The organism is Chryseobacterium sp. ERMR1:04 (genome assembly GCF_001297705.1).
Lineage (GTDB): Bacteria > Bacteroidota > Bacteroidia > Flavobacteriales > Weeksellaceae > Chryseobacterium.
The window spans coordinates 1,213,566-1,231,599 of the sequence record NZ_LIRF01000003.1 but is presented as its reverse complement, the minus strand read 5'-3'; the positions used below and the strand labels follow the sequence as shown (position 1 = coordinate 1,231,599).

Below are 18,034 nucleotides of genomic sequence, written 5' to 3'. Positions count from 1 at the left end.
TTCGTGATGAGGAATTTTTATCGTTTAGTTGCATTGTATTTTCTAATTTGAATATCTTTAAGACTTTCAAATTAAACTAAGAACTTTATATAGCAATATGACTTTCCAAGAACAAATACAGCAGGGTATTCCTAATCAATTACCTCAACCAAAACCATACGATACCAATATAAATCATGCGCCAAAGCGTAAAGAAATTTTAGGGGAAGAAGAGAAAAAACTAGCCTTAAAAAATGCGTTGCGTTATTTCGAACCTCAGTTTCATGCAGAATTATTGCCTGAATTTAAAGAAGAATTAGAAAAATACGGTAGAATTTACATGTACCGTTTCCGTCCGGATTATGAAATGAAGGCAAGACCAATTTCAGAATATCCAGGAAAATCTGAGCAGGCAAAATCGATTATGTTGATGATTCAGAATAATCTGGATTATGCAGTGGCTCAACATCCTCACGAATTAATTACATACGGTGGAAATGGAGCTGTTTTCTCCAACTGGGCTCAATATCTTTTAACCATGAAGTATTTGTCGGAAATGACAAATGAGCAGACGCTGACCATGTATTCAGGACATCCGATGGGTTTATTTCCTTCTCATAAAGATGCGCCGAGAGTGGTGGTAACCAATGGAATGATGATCCCAAATTATTCTAAGCCGGATGATTGGGAGAAATTCAATGCACTTGGAGTTACGCAATACGGGCAAATGACCGCTGGAAGTTATATGTACATTGGTCCGCAAGGGATTGTTCATGGAACAACGATTACGGTGCTAAATGCTTTCAGAAAAATCAATAAAGAACCCAAAGGTGGACTTTTCATTACGTCTGGTTTAGGAGGAATGAGTGGAGCTCAGCCAAAAGCAGGAAATATTGCAGGTTGTGTTACGGTTTGTGCTGAGGTAAATCCAAAGATCACAAAAATTCGTCATGAGCAAAAATGGGTGAATGAAATTCACGAAAATCTGGATGAATTGGTAGCAAGAGTCAAGAAAGCTCAAGACAGTAAAGAGACCGTTTCTCTAGCTTATCTTGGAAACATCGTTGAGGTTTGGGAAAAATTTGATCAGGAAAATTTAAGAATTGATATTGGTTCAGATCAAACATCCCTTCACAACCCTTGGGCTGGAGGATATTATCCTGCAGGACAAAGTTTTGAAGAGTCCAACAAAATGATGGCGGAAGATCCTGAATTATTCAAAGAAAAAGTTCAGGAAACTTTAAGAAGACATGCGGCAGCCATCAATAAACATACAGAAAAAGGAACGTATTTCTTCGATTACGGAAATGCCTTTTTATTGGAAGCTTCAAGAGCCGGAGCGGATGTAATGTCAGATAACCCGACGATTGGAAAAGAATTTAAATATCCGAGTTATGTTCAGGATATTATGGGACCGATGTGTTTTGATTATGGTTTCGGACCATTCCGTTGGGTTTGCTCAAGCGGAAAACCGGAAGATTTACAGAAAACGGATGAAATTGCGTGCCAGGTTTTAGAAGAAATGATCAAAACATCTCCTGAAGAAATTCAGCAGCAGATGAAAGATAATATTCAGTGGATCAAAGGAGCACAGGAAAATAAATTGGTCGTTGGTTCTCAAGCGAGAATCTTATACGCCGATGCAGAAGGAAGAATGAAAATTGCAGAAGCTTTCAACAAAGCCATCAAAAATGGAGAAATCGGACCTGTCGTTTTAGGAAGAGATCATCATGATGTTTCGGGAACAGATTCGCCTTACAGAGAGACTTCCAATATTTATGACGGTTCAAGGTTTACAGCAGATATGGCGATACAAAATGTGATCGGTGACAGTTTCCGTGGTGCAACTTGGGTTTCCATTCACAATGGAGGCGGAGTTGGCTGGGGAGAAGTAGTCAACGGTGGTTTCGGAATGTTGCTAGATGGAAGCGATGATGCTGACAGAAGATTAAAATCAATGCTTTTCTGGGATGTTAACAACGGGATTTCAAGAAGAAGCTGGGCTAGAAATGAGGGTGCCGTTTTCGCAATCAAAAGAGCGATGGAAATGGAACCGAATTTGAAAGTGACGTTGCCGAATTTTGTGGATGAGAATTTGTTTTAAGGACGTCATTGCGAGGATGAAAGACGAAGCAATCTAGAACTACTTTGAATAGATTGCTTCGTTCCTCGTAATGACGGAATATATAAAAACCTGCTGTGAGGCAGGTTTCTTTGTTTTTTATGAAAACAATAATCTATTTTAAATCTAAAATGTAATTTAAATAAATCATATATTTCCTATATTTGTATCATAAATCGATACCAAAAAACATAAGATAATGATAGCGGAAATAGAAAAATATATCGAAATTCAAAATAGCATCGATGAGATTTTAAAAAATTCCCCATTCAAAATGTCGTATATCATTGAGAAATCTGGAATTAAAAAGCCTACTTTTTTCAAAAAACTGAAAGAAAAAAGATTTACCCCGGAAGAGCTTTTAATCATTTCAAAAACTATTGAAGTAAAACAGTGGAGAAATGAAACCAAAGAAGAAATTCTGGAATCGTTGAGAAAGAGTGAGGAAGATTTTAGAAATGGAAAAGGAATTCCAGGAGAAATTGTTTTGGAAAATATGAAAAAACGTATAGAAAAGTACAGAAAAGATGCGTTATGAAGTTTCTGAAAAAGCGCAAGAAGATCTTCTAAATATTGAATCTTATCTTCTTGAAGAATGGAATATAGATGTTTTGATAGATTTTTTTCACAAATTTCAAAAGGCGATAGATATTTTACTTATTAAAAAAGTGATTTTTCAGAAATATGAAGACACTCATTTTTATAAATTTATATTGACAAAACATAATACAGTTATTTATAGTTACGGAGATGATGTTTTGTATATCCATCGTATTCTCCAAAACTTCCAAGACCCAGATGAAAATTACAAATCTGTGACAACATAAATCCAAAACAGAAGATCTCAAATGATCGTGTACGCAAAACTAAAACCTCTCGGAATTCTTTCATTGTTTATACTGATGGCATTTTACAGCCTTCAGGAGCTTCCGTTGGTTTATCCTTCTTATTTTCCGAAACCGATGTACGACTTTAAAGCAAATCCTTTGAAACGTGCTAAAATAGAATTGGGCAGAAAACTATTTTACGACCCAATTTTATCGAGAGATCATACGATTTCGTGTTCTTCCTGTCATAATTCAAATCAGGCTTTTTCCCATGTAGGAAATGGTTTAAGCAAAGGAATTGAAGATGGAATAGGAGACCGAAATTCACCTGCGATATTCAACCTTGCGTGGCAGAAGAAATTCATGTGGGATGGCTCAGTGGGAAATATTGATGTTCAGGCGTTGGCGCCGATCAATCATCCTAAAGAAATGGGTGAGGACATCAATGCGGTTGTTCGAAAACTCAATAAGTCAAAAGAATATAAAACGCTTTTCTATAGAAGTTTTGGAGACAGTTTGGCAACCACGGAACGGGTTATGAAAGCCCTTTCGCAGTTTCAACTAACCATTGTTTCAGCAAATGCTAAATATGATAAAGTAAAGCAAGGAAAAGCTAGATTTACGGAAACAGAAGAGAATGGATATCAAGTATTCAAAAACAAATGCAGTTCGTGTCATACCGAGCCTTTGTTTTCCAGTTATGGTTTTGCAAATAATGGACTTCCCATCAACCCTAATCTCAAAGATTACGGAAAATGGAATAAAACAATGGAGCCGGAAGACAAACTGATGTTCAAAATTCCAAGTCTCAGAAACCTTTCTTATACCTATCCTTACATGCATGACGGTAGATTTCAAACCCTGAATAAAGTATTGGAACATTATGAAAAAGGCATAGAAAAAAGCCCGACCCTAGCGAAAGAACTTCAACATCCGATTGTTTTTACAGCAAAAGAAAAAGAAAATCTGTTGGCCTTTTTGAGAACGCTTAACGATTCTGTGATGGTTTCAAATAGGGAATACAAAAAAAACAATAAATAAAAACACTAATATCACAAATGAGTTTACAAATTTTCACGAATCTTTAATTAGTGTTATTAGTGAAAAATATTAGAGCCATTTGTGTTTAAATAAAACGATAATATCACAAATGATTTTACAAGTTTTCACGAATCTTTAATTAGTGTTATTTGTGAAAAATATTAGAGTAATTAGTGTTAAAAAAAAGAGTTAAACAATGAAAAAAATAGGAATTATAGGATGCGGATGGCTGGGAGGTCATATTGCGGAGAGATTATCGAATCAATATGAAATTTTCACGACCACGACGTCCCCATCTAAAATAGAAGATTTATCGTCAAAAGGATATCATACCACAGTGGTTGATTTTCCGGATGAACATCTTGAAACGATTACAGAATGGGAGGTAGCACCTCAATTGGATGCTGTGATTATTACGGTTCCTTTTGCAGGCGTAAGAGGTGCTGAAATTCCATTACAGGAACGAGGTCAGAATTTGTTGGCGTTTCTTGGAGATTATAAAGGTCAGCTTTATTTGATGAGTTCTACGGGAGTCTATCCCCAAACTGAAAAAGAATTTACGGAAGACGACAAATCGGTGGACGATATTCCAAGCGAGTGTGTGATAAAAAACAAATTTCCTCAAGTCAATATTTTAAGATTGGCTGGATTAATGGGAGATCAACGATTGTTGAAAAATTATAATATCTCTAATTTGGATCTGTTGGTGAATCATATTCATTATGCTGATATTTGTTCGGTTGTTGAAAAAATGCTGAACAATGAATCTCATTCTAAAGTGTATAATGTCGTGGCGCCTGTTCATCCAAATAAAGAAGAGATCATCAATGCTCAGAAAGATTTACCATATTCAGGGGAACGTACTACTCAAGGAAGAACGATATCGTCTGCAAAATTAATTACAGAGTTGGATTTTGAATTTGAATATCCGGATCCGAGGTATTTTCATTTGTAAATGATGAAACCTGCTGTGAGGCAGGTTTTCAATTTCATATTAATAATAGAAATTATATCTTTTTCAAGCGAATAATTTACTAAGCTGCTGGTGCGAGCATCTTGCTCGTACCTTAGTAATATTTGCTGTTTTTATTCTTGATAATCAATTACCTCATATTCAATTTGATTATCCGCCATATAGATTTTTAATTCATCTCAAAAAATGAAGTGTTTTCAAGCAAATATTGAATTTCAGTAGTTTGCCTTTCAGTAAGCTTTGCTTTTAATTTATATTCAAATCCCATTGTGGTCGCTTAATATTTCAATGTTGTAATTTTAAAAGATGGCAATACTACAATGAATTTCGAAATTTTTATCATTTAGATATACTCTATGCTGGTGCGAGCATCTTACTCGTACCTTATTTAAACCAATAAAAATCAGTTAATAAATCACTAAAAGCTTTCACTTATTCACCAATATTTGTTCAATAGAATCAAGAATTTCCTGTTCTATGTTTTCTTCGTTTAATGTATCGGCGGTGTATGATTGTTCTTTCATAGCTGCATTTCCTGTGCTATTTTGAAAAATGGTATCCTGATGAATTACAATTTTTCTGGTGTTTTTGTCGGCAGCAAACATGATATGGGGGAACTTATTATTGGCATAGAAATTAGAATCAAGATTTCTGGAAATCTGAAGCTTTATATTAGGATAACCATTAATGCCTAATTTGTTGGTATTTTCTTCGGTAAATGTAATTTTACAACCATATCCATTCTCTCTCAACATTGTCCTAAATTCCAACATTTTAGGATCAATCAGATCTTTGCATACTATTTTAAAACTCTCAATAAACAGATCCTCTTCACTTTTCTTTTTTTCCAGACTTTCTTTCAGTTTTTGATCTTCTGATTTTAAATTTGAAAATAGAGAATTCAATTTATTTATATTTTCATCCTTCATTTTATGAATTTTTCTATCAAATATAAAGAAATGAACGTAATAGCAATAATGGTTTCTCACTATTGTAAACTTAATTCAACTCAGCTTAGCTTTTTTATGATGGATTACTGAAAATATTAAAGATCAAGTTGAAAGTTTTTTAACGCAAAGATTTATGGTTAACTCTTCAAATTTGAGTGAGCAAAGAATTGAATCAATTATATTGATTCTGAATAAGCTACCTTCATCAGTAACTTTGTCGTATGTATTGTTAAAAAAATACTAGTTAATGCCTTATGCTGAAGAAAATATAAAACCCGATTTAACCGATTAAAAAAAATATTCATACCTTCAAGACGGGCTTTTCAAAAGTTCGTCTTGTTTTTATTCCCTAATCTATGAAAAACTTTAACCTTATTCTATTGCTCATCGTCAGCTGTTTTTGTTGGTCGTGCATTCGGCCGGAACTTCCCAATGCTGAAGCTGATATTATATCCTGCGATGTAGATCCGCTTATTCTGAGAAAAGATCCTATTTTACAAAATGATCGTATTCAGATATTAGTAAAATCATCGACAGATTTAACTCAACAAGCGCCAACTTTTACCTTAACGCCAGGTGCAACGATCTTTCCAAAAAGTGGAACGGTTCTTAATTTCACGAAGCCTCAAATCTATACGGTAACCTCGGAGGATCATCAATACCAAAAGAAATATGAGGTTTCTTATATTATTTCAACCATTGGTTCTAAGTTCAGTTTTGAAAATGTACGCCTTGAAAATGGTAAATATGATGTGTTTTTTGAAACAGATCAAAATAATCAGAATATCATGGACTGGGCCAGTGGCAATGCAGGTTTCAGCTTAACGGGAGCGTCATCCAATCCGGAAGGGTATCCAACGGCTCGTTTGGCAGATGGCAAAGTAGGGCAAGGGGTAAAATTAACCACTCAGTCTACCGGAAACTTAGGAGCGATAATGGGAAAACCTATGGCAGCAGGAAACTTGTTTATGGGAGAATTTGATTTGGGATCTTCCATTTCCAATCCTTTGAAAAGTTTACATCTGGGAGTGCCTGTAGATCTTGTTCCGAAAGGGGTAAAAGGTTTTTTTAAATATACCGCCGGACCGGTATACAGAGAAGGCGGAGTCGTACAACCCAACAAGAAAGACACTTGGGATATCTATGCTGTTTTCTTTGAAACAGATGCCAATTTGAAATTCCTTGACGGAACCAATAAGTTCACCCATCCCAATATTTTTTCTATTGCCCGTGTTACAGATGCGCAGCGAATTGAAGCTTCGGATTGGACGGCTTTTTATATTCCTTTTGATGTCATCAATAATCAGACAATAGACCAACAAAAATTAATAGACGGAAAATATAGTCTCTCGCTTGTCTTTACCTCAAGTATTGATGGAGATACCTTTGCAGGTGCGGTAGGAAGTACCCTTTTAATTGATGAAATTGAATTAACCCATTAGAATGAAGAATAATCTATATCTTTTTTGTACCTCATTATCGATGTTTCTTTTCGGAGGAAATTCATTGATTTGTGCACAAGATCTGGAGCCTGCTCCAAAGGAATCGGGGGTCCTCGTATATCAGTTGAGAGTAGGCGTGAATATTGGTGGCGTTACGCCGATTCCATTGCCTGCTGAAATTCGTGAACTGAACAGTTTTAATCCAATGCTGAATATGAGCATAGAGGGGAATGTGGTGTATTGGCTGAATCAGTCTCCACGTTCTTGGGGATGGAGTACAGGTATCCGATTGGAAAATAAAGGAATGAAAGCCGATTCCAGAGTTAAAAATTACAGCATGGAAATTATTGGTGGAGAAGGCGAGAAAGTAGCTGGAAACTGGACAGGCGGTGTGTCTACCCATGTAGCCAATTCTTATATCACCATTCCGACGTTGGTCGCGTATAAGATGAACAACCGATGGTCTTTTTCAGGAGGTGCTTTCTGGTCATTGCTCATCGATAAAAATTTCTCAGGATATGTTTTTGATGGCTACTTACGTGAGGGAGATCCTACTGGCGCTAAAGTTGTTTTCGAAGGCGATAAAACGGCTTCTTATGATTTCTCCAATGACCTGCGCCATTTTTCTTATGGAATTCAATTAGGGGCTAATTGGAAGTTCTCTAAACATCTTAATGTCTTTAGTGATTTAAGTGTTGGATTAAATAATGTATTTAAATCAGACTTTAAAACAATATCTTTTAAAATGAGACCTGTTTACCTGAATGTAGGAGCGGGATATAGTTTTTGAGTTGAGGTGATTCATCTGGATGAGGTGATTAAAAGAAGAATGTATTTTTGTTGGATAATCGCGAAGACGCAAAGTTTTTTAATCTTTAGGCAGCTTTAAGGCGCAAGAAAATCGCAGATTTTCGTTCTAATATTATTTAATCTCTTTTGTCATTCTGAAAGAATCTCAACCAAACTTTGTTTAGCTCTGACAAAATGTAAGTTCATCTCTAACATAATCCATTTTATCGTAGATAAAATCCTTGCGCCTTAAAAGCATACACCTTATAAATCTCCTTGCGCCTTTGCGAAAACCAACCAACAAGATAAAGTTTAACCATTCTTATATCACCAAAAAACCTTCAGTAATTTTTGATTACCAGAGTCTCTTTTTGTTGGATAATCGCGAAGACGCAAAGTTTTCTAATCTTTAAGCTGTTGTAAGGCGCAAGAAAATCGCAGATTTTCGTTCTAATATTATTTAATGTCTTTTGTCATTCTGAAAGAATCTCAACCAAACTTTGTTTAGCTCTGACAAAGTGTAAGTTCATCTATAACATAATCCATTTTATCGTAGATAAAATCCTTGCGCCTAAAAGCATACACCTTATAAATCTACTTGCGCCTTTGCGAAAACCAACCAACAAGATAAAGTTTAACCATTCTACATTACCAAAAACCCTCTAACAATATTAATCGCTAGAGGGTTTTCAATTTATTTTAAAAAGCTACTTAATTTTTAGCTGCTTTAATCGCTGCTTCGTAATTAGGTTCTTGTGAAATATCAGCCACCTGCTCTTCATAAACAATTTTTCCTGAAGGATCAATCACCACAACAGCTCTGCTTAAAAGACCTTTCATCACAGAATCTGTAATTTCTACACCATATGTTTTTCCAAAATCAGAACGGAAATCTGAAAGCATTACAACATTTTTGATGCCTTCAGCACCACAAAATCTCTTTTGAGCAAATGGCAAATCTTTAGAAATACAAAGAACAACCGTATTTGGAATATTAGCCGCATCTTCATTGAAATGACGCACAGAAGCCGAACAAACTCCGGTATCTACACTCGGGAAAATATTAAGGATCAAAAATTTTCCTTTGTAAGAATCAAGGGTTTGATCTTTCATGGTAACATCGGTAAGCGTAAACTTGGGGGCTGCTTTATTTACGGCAGGTAATTTAGCATACGTATGTACAGGCTTTCCTCCCATTAAAACGGTATTGGCTGTTTTAGCATTTTGAGCAAAACTCAATGTTGAGAAAAATATTGCTGCGCTGAAAATTAATTTTGAAAACATAATGTTAATTTTTTTAAGTCTGTTTGATTTTTTTAACTACAAATGATTGTATGTCTTTGATCGTTAAAAATAATACTGGAAATTTCTAAGCAAATTTATTCTTTTTTCAAACGCCAAAGATTAATTTTAATTCAAATACCCATTACATAGAGCGAATCTATTAACCTGCTATTTTTAAAGTCGATTTTTACGGCTACCTTTATTCTGACAAAAGTCGACACTCAAATTATTAAACAAATAAAATATTTATGGATTCAGTAAATAGCTCAGCATTTCACGAAATTTTCAAAAGCGAAAACGAAATTCCCGAAGAATATAAAGTTCCCGAAATTCATCAACGAACCTATCTTTTAAATGGTGAACTGGTAGAATGGAACGGAGAGGTTACCAATATCTATTCTCCCATTTGCATTCCTACAGAAAACGGATTGGAAAGAAAACTCTTAGGAAGTATTCCGAATATCAGCCCAAAAGAGGCTATGGATGTTTTGGAAGCTTCTGTAAAAGCATACGATAACGGTCTTGGAGAATGGCCGACGATGTCGGTGGAGGGACGTATAAAATGCATGCAGAAGTTTGTTTACTTAATGATCGAACAACGTGATTTAATCATTAAATTATTAATGTGGGAGATCGGAAAAACGTTACCGGATTCCACCAAAGAATTCGATAGAACGGTAGATTATATCAATCAAACTATTGATGCTTTAAAAGATCTGGATCGTGAATCTTCAAGGTTCCAGCAGGCAGAAGGAACAATTGCTCAGATTCGTCGTGCTCCGCTTGGAGTGGTGTTGAGTATGGGACCATTCAATTATCCTTTAAACGAAATTTTCACAACACTGATTCCTGCTTTGATCATGGGAAACACCATCTTGTTTAAACTTCCTAAACACGGAGTCTTGGCACATTATCCTTTGTTAAATGCTTTCAAAGAGGCCTTTCCGAAAGGAACCGTAAATACGTTGTATGGAAAAGGATCAGATATCATCACTCCAATCATGGAAAGCGGAAAAGTGAATGTATTGGCGTTCATTGGTTCCAGTAAAGTAGCCAACGGATTGAAAAAATTACATCCAAAAGTAAATCGTTTGCGAGCAATTTTAAGTTTAGATGCTAAAAATGCAGCGATTGTTACTAAAAATGCTGATTTGGACGTGGCGGTGAATGAATGCATTTTAGGGGCTCTTTCGTTTAACGGACAACGATGTACAGCGCTTAAATTGATATTCGTTCAAAAAGATGTTGCGGAAGAATTTACGCAAAAATTAACAGCAGCAGTTTCTGCGTTAAAAGCCGGACTTCCTTGGGAAAAAGATGTAAAAATAACACCACTTCCTGAAGTAAATAAACCACCATATCTGAAAGAATGTATTGATGATGCAGTTGCAAAAGGCGCAAAAGTATTGAATGAAAATGGAGGCTATAATGAAGCTTCATTTGTATTTCCTGCGGTTGTTTATCCTGTAAATAGTGAGATGAAGTTGTATCATGAAGAGCAGTTTGGTCCGGTAATTCCGGTGGTTCCGTTTGAAGATATTGATGAACCGATCGAGTATCAGGTAAATGCTTCTCACGGAATGCAGGTAAGTATTTTCAGTGAAGATGCACAGGAAGTTTCAAAACTGATTGATGCATTTGTAAACTTAGTAAGTCGTGTGAACATCAACTGTCAGGCGCAGCGTGGCCCCGATGTTTTTCCTTTTACAGGAAGAAAAGACAGTGCAGAAGGAACGCTTTCTGTATTTGATGCTTTGCGCTCGTTCTCTATTCGCTCTTTAGTGGCAGCAAAACTTACGGACTCCAACAAAAAGTTACTGAATACGATTGTAAGAGACCATGATTCTAACTTTTTAAGTACGGATTATATTTTCTAATAAAATTTTATATTCAATAAAATAGAACAAATCCTCTGTAAGTCTTCTTGATTTTCAGAGGATTTTGTTTTTAATCCGTTTTAACTTTTGATATAAAGATTATTCAAAGTTTTATGTTACAGAATTATTTATTTAAGTAAGCAAAGAAGAATCAACCAAGTTGATTTAATGAAGTTGTATTTTCAAGCTTTGCAAAGCAAATTTTATTTGCCTCCTAGAAAATCAAAAAGTATGTAATGAAATCTTTGCGTTAAAAAATAAAACTCAAACAAATGAAACCTTGCATCATCAATAAAAGGCTTTTACACAACTCATAAAAGTCAGGATGAGTTGTGTAAATATTACTTGATCAAATTACGATCACGATAGTTTTTGTAACAAATATGTTCAGCAGTATATTCTTCTGTCATGAAAGGGGAAGTGATGAGAAAATCTGCTGTTGCAGTATCGCAAGCCATGGGAATATTCCATACAACACCAAGTCTAAGAAGTGCTTTTACGTCACTGTCATGCGGCTGTGTTTCCATGGGATCCCAAAAGAAGATAATAATATCTATTTTTCCTTGAGAGATCATAGCACCTAATTGCTGATCTCCGCCAAGTGGTCCGCTCATTACTTTTTTTGTTTTAATATGAACTTGTGATTCAATTAATTTTCCTGTTGTTTCAGTTGCAATAAGCCGATGGATGGCAAGTTTATCTTTATGAAGATGAGTCCATTTTATTAATTCATTCTTTTTTTGATCATGGGCAACGAGGGCAATGGATTTTGTAATTCCAAGAATTTTTTGTGTTTTCATGGTGTCAAGTTTTAATCAAAATTAAATATAAATAATAAATAAAATCACTTTATATTGAATAATATTAATTTTTAATGTGTTAGTTATGTGATTGATATGTGCTTTTGTGTGTTTTTTTGCTGAGGTTGCATATGAAAATTGAATGTGAAAAAAAATCAGACTGTATAATTTTTTAGAGAAATATTGTAACATTAGTTTTAAAATACAACTAACTCGATAGAGTAAAAAGCAATGACCTCAGTAGAACAGGAATTTTTAGCTAAAATCGGAAAACATAAGGGAATCATTTTCAAGATTTCTAAAATGTATATGGATGAAAAAGATGATCGCGACGATCTTTTTCAGGAAATCACCTATCAGGTCTGGAAAGCCTATCCGGGCTTTAGAGGACAAAGTGAATTTTCAACCTGGTTGTACAGAATTGCATTAAATACCGCCATTGTCTTTTTAAAGTCTGAAAAGAAAAGAAGTTTTATCGCTAATGAAGATTTTTCTAATTACAAGATCGTACAAGATGAATATGATCATGAAAAGGAAGATAAGCTAGATAAAATGTACAAAGCAATTCATCAACTCAACCCCATTGATAAAGCTTTTATTTTTTATTATCTCGAAGATTTTTCAGGAAAAGAAATTGCTGAGCAAATGGGTATCTCCGAAGGAAATGTAAGGGTGAAAATGAATCGCGCTAAAAATAAGCTAAAAGAATTTTTACTCTCTAATAATACAAACCTCTAAACAAATAGCAATGAATATAGATGAATTAAAAAATGCATGGAATGAAGATGATCATTTTGAAGAAACGCCTACCATTACGCTGGAACAAAAGAATAAGATGAACCATCCCTTGAAAAAGATGCAGCAGAATATGGTAAGACATTTCTGGTCGTTTGTTATTTCTTTTATTGGAATCTTTATTGGGCTTGCATTCTATGTTGAAAGCAAAGTTGTGATGGTGTATTCATTAACATTAGTGATTTCTGCGTTATTGGTAACCATCTTTTATGTGATGAAATTTATGAAGTTGTACAGAAAGATAAAGTTTGAAAGTTTTGATACGTATAACAGTTTGCTGGAGTTGGATTATCAGCTAAAGGTTTTTAAAGAAACTTATGTTTCGTTTTATATTTCCTATATCCCATTTATTTTATGTGAACTGATTTTACTGATTAGCTTTTCCGAAAAGGATGTCATAAAAACGGATGCCGAAATTATCCGACAATTTATAAATACAATAGCAGTTACTGTTATAGCAGGGGTGATCGGGATAAGATTAGGATTTCAAATGTATTATGGGAGATACATTAAGCAAATAGAGAATCTTTTAAAAGAATTAAAATAAGAGTTTCGGCGGGCTGAAAGCCCGCCGAAACTCTTATTTTAATTTTCATGACGTTGTAAAATACTTTTTGCAGAATCTGAGGCTATAACGAGCCCGGCTCCAAGCATAATAATATCTTTTATAACCAATCGGCCTGCTCCTGATAGATAAGGGAATCCGTGCTCTGGTCCGCCTAAATTGGGAACCCAAACTTCAGGAGTGGTAATAAGAAAAGATAAAGTGACAAACGACATTCCGGCCGTTAAAATTCCTCCCCATAATCCTATTTTTGGATAAAATATTCCTAATAAGACAGTGATTCCGATAAGTAAAATAGCGGTTCCTAAACCGTAAGAAAACCCATAGGTTCCGTTGGCCTCATGCCATTTTATATTTTGAGGAACAATTTCGCCTTCTTTGTTTTTGTGGAGTTTATAATTATCTGTATCAGACTCACTTTTATTCAGCAAGAAGCTCATAAAAGGAGAGTTGGCAACAAAAGGAACAATACCTTCGGCTTCATAATGAAAGGCTTTTAACCCTCCAATCCATGCCATGACAATAAAGATACCTATTCTTAAAAAGTGAATAAAACTTTTCTGTGAGTGCGCTAAGAATTCGATCATAACTTATTTTTTTTACAAAGTTAGGATGAATAGAAAGTTAATGGAATGGATGATTGGGGCTATTCCTTGTACAAATCTGCTACAATGGAGATGCCTGTTTCTTTGCGAAAATGAGTAGGAGAAATGCCCGTGTACTTTTTAAAATATTTACTGAAATGAAATTCATCATTAAAGTTGAGCTCAACTGCAATTTCCTTAATGGATTTTCGGGTAAGATGAATTTGTTTTTTTGCCTCCAGAATCACTCTTTCCTGAATGATTTGTGAGGGTGTTTTATTGAAACGTGATTTTATTTTCTTACTCAATGTATTGGGCGAAATATTCAGTACCTCTGCATAAAAGGATACGTTTTTTTCCACGATGAAATGTTCTTCCACTAAGTTTTGAAAAGATTTCAGTTCATTAAAATCATCTTTAACCAATTCTTTATCGGGTAATAATTTATTTTTTTCCTTGCTGGAAATAGCCAAAATAAGCTGTAGGTAAGATTGTAAAACAGAACTTGAAAAATCTTCATGATGATCAACCTGTTGAATTTTCGCAAAATAATCTGAAATCTCACGATAAACCTCTTCACTTAATTCAAAATGAGGGAAAAGATAGACGTTGTTAAAAAGCAATCCGTTGCAGGCTACTTCTTTTTTATGAAATTCAATACAATAAAAATCTCCATGAAAATTAAGCACTTCAACATCAAGGGCACTCGAACTTAAAATCTGAATATTCTGATAAGGCGATGAGAAAAATACGGTACGTCCATGAAAGGTATATTCTGCAAAATCTATGATGATCTTTCCATTACCATTGAATAGAAAAATATGATACATTGAGTCTCCAAAACTATTTTTAAAATCGTCGGAATTCTTTTTTTCAACAGAGAAAAAATTACTTTTCATTCCATAAAACTAAGGAAAATTTAGATGCAAATATTAAATTGAAAATTCAAAAAAGATTATTTAGATACATGCTCCTGTTCTTTTGCAATTTCATTTTTCACCCAATCCAGTTGCGGATCTTTTTTATCGATAATATCCTGCAGCGTTTCGGGAATGATGATATTAGGAATCACTCCTTTTTGTGAATAAGAAAGGGCAATGTTTGGGTTTACGAGAAGTAAGCCTATCGGTAAATTAAGTCTTGAATTGGGAAGTACCTGATAAGAGTAAAATCCTGCAACACTTCCGTCATTGGCGCCTCCTGTTTCTTCACCTACTAAAGTGGCTCGTCTGTCATATTTTAGTTTAGAACTTAAAATGGATGAGGAAGAAAAACTTCCTCCGTTCACCAAAACAAATATTTTCCCATGAAAAGCATTTTTATTGGGCTTGGTTACGTGGTCTGCTTTTATTTTATAGTATGATTTACCGTCTTTTCCTTTGTAAGTGTTTAGGGCCTTAAGGAAAATATAGGTGGGATAGGTCATTCCTTTTATAGCATATTCCAAAGCACTGGTTCGCTTAAAATAATTGGTTTGTAGCGGAGTCATACTCGAATTCAGCTCTGAAGGTTTTATGAGTATAAAAGGTTGGGTCGCCAAATAAGAATACAGATCATTGATCTCTTCCAGAGAACCTCCGTAATTATTACGGATATCTATGATGAGGTATGAGGTTTTAGCATCTTTAATTTCAGCAAAAGTTTTTTTATAAAAAGGGTCAGAAGTAGAATGTGAAAATTTTTTGATCTTCAAATAAGCAACTGAATTATTCTCACCTAAAAATTTGAAATTTCTGTTGTACGAATTGTTATCTGATGAATGACTGTTATCTGGTTTTTCCACACATACAACCTGTTCTTTTTCTCGTTCTACAATGTAAGTCTGCTTTTTATGGTCATACAATGTTTCAATTTTTGCGCTATCTAGCAGTCCGTTTTCCAACGTATAAAAATGAAAAAACATATCTTTAAGATAATAAGGTTGAAAAGTAGTATTGAAACCATCACTGCTTATTAATTTTTTATATTTTTCAATATAAAGAGATACCGGAACATCATTGATGCTGATGACTTCTGTTCCCGGTTTAATATGATATAAAGAATCTCTATTCTGTACAATGTATAAATGATTATCCTGAATACGGTATCTAAAACGCATAAACAAACGTTTTTTTATTCTTGATAAATCTTCTTTTGAAAGAAGATTCGGAGACTGAAGAGAAAGATGTCCTTGTCTTATGCTTGTAATAACGGGCTGTAGCTTAAAATAAAATTGAGTAGGGGTAAGGGATTGATTAATCGTTTGTTTTAAACTGTCTATTTTATAATCCAGATCTTGTTTTGAAATATATTGATAGAGTCTCGGATGCATCTTTTTAAGCTTGTAATAAGCAAAATCTACATCTTGTTTAAGCTTCTCAGGCGGAATATAATCTGCCTTCTGCTGGTTTTTTCTTAAAGAAGAGCAGGAAGCCAAGACGATAGTAGATAACAATAGCGAATAATTTTTCAAAGTGTCTGAGTTTTTTCAATCGGCTAAATTAAATAGTTTCCGATCATTCATTCGCCAAATGACTAATAAATTATTCAGAAGAGATTATAATTTTAGTTAAAAATAAAGGATAAATGCTTTTGATTCGTCATATAAGATTAAAGTCATACATTTGAAACCTATTTTTTAGAAAAATGATCTATACAATTATTACGATAGTTCTGCTGTTGGTAGCAGCTTATTTTATAGTAACCGGACAGGAAGTTTTTGGGGAAGCGCCTAAAGGAAAGAGACTGGAGCGCATGAAGCAATCTAAACTATACAAGAATAACCAATTTCAAAATATCAGTTATACGCCGTCTATTACAGAAGGTTATGGAATGACAACCGTATTGTATGATTTCTTTTTTGCTAAAAAAGATCCTTTATTAAAGCCGTTAAAGCCAGTTCCTTCTGTTCATACAGATCTTAAAAATATTCCAAAAGATGAAGATGTTTACATTTGGTTGGGGCATTCGTCTTATTATATTCAGGTTGATGGGGTCTCTTTTTTGATCGATCCTGTGCTCAGTAAATATGGTTCACCTTTCAAATTTTTCAATAAAGCTTTCGCGGGATCAGATATTTTTAAGCCTGAAGATATTCCGACTATTGATTATTTGGTCATTACCCATGACCATTTTGATCATCTGGATTATCCGACAGTAAAATCTATAAAAGATAGAGTAGGAAAGGTGATTCTACCGTTAGGGGTAGGTGCGCATCTTGAAAGATGGGGATATAAAGAAGATCAGATTATTGAAGATGAATGGGGAGCTTCTTTTGATTTGAAAAATAATCTGAAAATAACTTTTACGCCTGCAAGACATTTCTCAGGAAGAAATGTGAAAAGAAACGGAACACTTTGGACTTCCTATGTATTGGAAACTCCGACGAAGAAAATATTTTTAGGTGGCGATAGCGGTTATGATATCCACTTTAAAATGATTGGTGAGAAATATGGGCCATTTGATTACGTTATTATTGAAAACGGGCAGTACAACGAAGCTTGGAAATATATTCACGGATTACCGGATGTTATTGAAGATGAATGGGGAGCTTCTTTTGATTTGAAAAATAATCTGAAAATAACTTTTACGCCTGCAAGACATTTCTCAGGAAGAAATGTGAAAAGAAACGGAACACTTTGGACTTCCTATGTATTGGAAACTCCGACGAAGAAAATATTTTTAGGTGGCGATAGCGGTTATGATATCCACTTTAAAATGATTGGTGAGAAATATGGGCCATTTGATTACGTTATTATTGAAAACGGGCAGTACAACGAAGCTTGGAAATATATTCACGGATTACCGGAAGATGTAGTACAGGCATGTTTAGACCTAAAAGCCAAGAATGTAATTCCGGTTCACTCTTCAAAATTTGCATTGGCGCTTCATGCATGGAATGAGCCTTTGCAAAAAATTACAAGCCTCGGAAAAGACAAAAACTTACATATTCTTACCCCAATAATTGGTGAGACCGTTGACTTAAATAAAGCCGACAATCAATTTAAAGTGTGGTGGGAAGATTAAT

17 protein-coding genes are annotated in these 18,034 nt (G+C 34.5%); 11 read left to right on the top strand and 6 right to left on the bottom strand.

The annotated features are described in order from the left end of the window. Positions 1-97: 97 nt before the first annotated feature. From AMQ68_RS05700 to AMQ68_RS05680, 5 genes are all read left to right on the top strand, one after another. Complete coding sequence (locus AMQ68_RS05700; protein ID WP_054509613.1) at positions 98-2,083, top strand: urocanate hydratase; 1,986 nt, start codon at positions 98-100, stop codon at positions 2,081-2,083. Positions 2,084-2,300: 217 nt separating this feature from the next. Continuing rightward, the gene (locus AMQ68_RS05695; protein WP_054509612.1) at positions 2,301-2,639 is read left to right on the top strand and encodes a hypothetical protein; all 339 of its coding nucleotides are present in this window, start codon (positions 2,301-2,303) and stop codon (positions 2,637-2,639) included. Then, positions 2,629-2,928 (top strand): type II toxin-antitoxin system RelE/ParE family toxin, encoded by a 300-nt coding sequence (locus AMQ68_RS05690; protein WP_054509611.1) that lies wholly within the window; start codon positions 2,629-2,631, stop codon positions 2,926-2,928. Before AMQ68_RS05695 ends, AMQ68_RS05690 begins: the two co-directional genes overlap by 11 nt. A 21-nt stretch (positions 2,929-2,949) precedes the next feature. Further along, complete coding sequence (locus AMQ68_RS05685) at positions 2,950-3,969, top strand: cytochrome-c peroxidase (RefSeq protein ID WP_054509610.1); 1,020 nt, start codon at positions 2,950-2,952, stop codon at positions 3,967-3,969. A 196-nt stretch (positions 3,970-4,165) separates the two neighbouring features. Then, complete coding sequence (locus tag AMQ68_RS05680; RefSeq protein ID WP_054509609.1) at positions 4,166-4,924, top strand: NAD(P)-binding domain-containing protein; 759 nt, start codon at positions 4,166-4,168, stop codon at positions 4,922-4,924. A 446-nt stretch (positions 4,925-5,370) separates the two neighbouring features. On the opposite strand, the gene AMQ68_RS05675 is transcribed toward AMQ68_RS05680, so the two are convergent. Further along, positions 5,371-5,871, bottom strand: coding sequence for a hypothetical protein (locus tag AMQ68_RS05675; RefSeq protein ID WP_054509608.1), 501 nt, complete (start codon positions 5,869-5,871; stop codon positions 5,371-5,373). Between the two features lie 377 nt (positions 5,872-6,248). Between AMQ68_RS05675 and AMQ68_RS05670 the strand changes: the two genes are divergently transcribed. Both AMQ68_RS05670 and AMQ68_RS05665 read left to right on the top strand, forming a co-directional pair. Further along, entirely contained in the window at positions 6,249-7,334 is a 1,086-nt protein-coding gene (locus tag AMQ68_RS05670) for a PCMD domain-containing protein (RefSeq protein WP_054509607.1), read from the top strand. 1 nt (position 7,335) lies between these two features. Next, positions 7,336-8,124 carry a porin family protein gene (locus tag AMQ68_RS05665; protein WP_054509606.1) on the top strand — a complete coding sequence of 263 codons (789 nt, stop codon included), beginning with the start codon at positions 7,336-7,338 and terminating at the stop codon, positions 8,122-8,124. Positions 8,125-8,834: 710 nt separating this feature from the next. Here AMQ68_RS05665 and tpx read toward each other — a convergent pair. After that, positions 8,835-9,407: a thiol peroxidase gene (tpx, locus tag AMQ68_RS05660; RefSeq protein WP_241775061.1), complete on the bottom strand. Its 573-nt coding sequence runs from the start codon at positions 9,405-9,407 to the stop codon at positions 8,835-8,837. Positions 9,408-9,655: 248 nt separating this feature from the next. Here tpx and AMQ68_RS05655 point away from each other — a divergent pair, with 248 nt between their 5' ends. After that, positions 9,656-11,284, top strand: a complete 1,629-nt coding sequence (locus AMQ68_RS05655; protein ID WP_054509605.1) for an NADP-dependent glyceraldehyde-3-phosphate dehydrogenase — start codon at positions 9,656-9,658, stop codon at positions 11,282-11,284. Between the two features lie 341 nt (positions 11,285-11,625). Here AMQ68_RS05655 and AMQ68_RS05650 read toward each other — a convergent pair whose 3' ends face one another. After that, complete coding sequence (locus AMQ68_RS05650) at positions 11,626-12,084, bottom strand: methylglyoxal synthase (protein ID WP_054509604.1); 459 nt, start codon at positions 12,082-12,084, stop codon at positions 11,626-11,628. A 231-nt stretch (positions 12,085-12,315) separates the two neighbouring features. On the opposite strand from AMQ68_RS05650, the gene AMQ68_RS05645 reads away from it, so the two are divergent. Further along, on the top strand, positions 12,316-12,822 hold the full coding sequence (locus tag AMQ68_RS05645) for an RNA polymerase sigma factor (RefSeq protein WP_054509603.1): 507 nt from the start codon (positions 12,316-12,318) through the stop codon (positions 12,820-12,822). Positions 12,823-12,832: 10 nt separating this feature from the next. After that, complete coding sequence (locus tag AMQ68_RS05640) at positions 12,833-13,426, top strand: hypothetical protein (RefSeq protein WP_054509602.1); 594 nt, start codon at positions 12,833-12,835, stop codon at positions 13,424-13,426. 38 nt (positions 13,427-13,464) lie between these two features. Here the strand turns inward: AMQ68_RS05640 and AMQ68_RS05635 are convergent, their stop codons facing one another. The 3 genes from AMQ68_RS05635 to AMQ68_RS05625 are packed head-to-tail and all read right to left on the bottom strand — an operon-like array spanning position 13,465 to position 16,480. After that, positions 13,465-14,031, bottom strand: coding sequence for a DUF417 family protein (locus tag AMQ68_RS05635; RefSeq protein ID WP_054509601.1), 567 nt, complete (start codon positions 14,029-14,031; stop codon positions 13,465-13,467). Positions 14,032-14,090: 59 nt separating this feature from the next. After that, entirely contained in the window at positions 14,091-14,927 is an 837-nt protein-coding gene (locus AMQ68_RS05630) for an AraC family transcriptional regulator (protein ID WP_054509600.1), read from the bottom strand. Between the two features lie 56 nt (positions 14,928-14,983). Continuing rightward, entirely contained in the window at positions 14,984-16,480 is a 1,497-nt protein-coding gene (locus AMQ68_RS05625) for a S41 family peptidase (RefSeq protein WP_054509599.1), read from the bottom strand. Between the two features lie 173 nt (positions 16,481-16,653). On the opposite strand from AMQ68_RS05625, the gene AMQ68_RS05620 reads away from it, so the two are divergent. Continuing rightward, entirely contained in the window at positions 16,654-18,033 is a 1,380-nt protein-coding gene (locus AMQ68_RS05620) for an MBL fold metallo-hydrolase (RefSeq protein ID WP_082383987.1), read from the top strand. The last annotated feature ends 1 nt before the right edge of the window (position 18,034 follow it).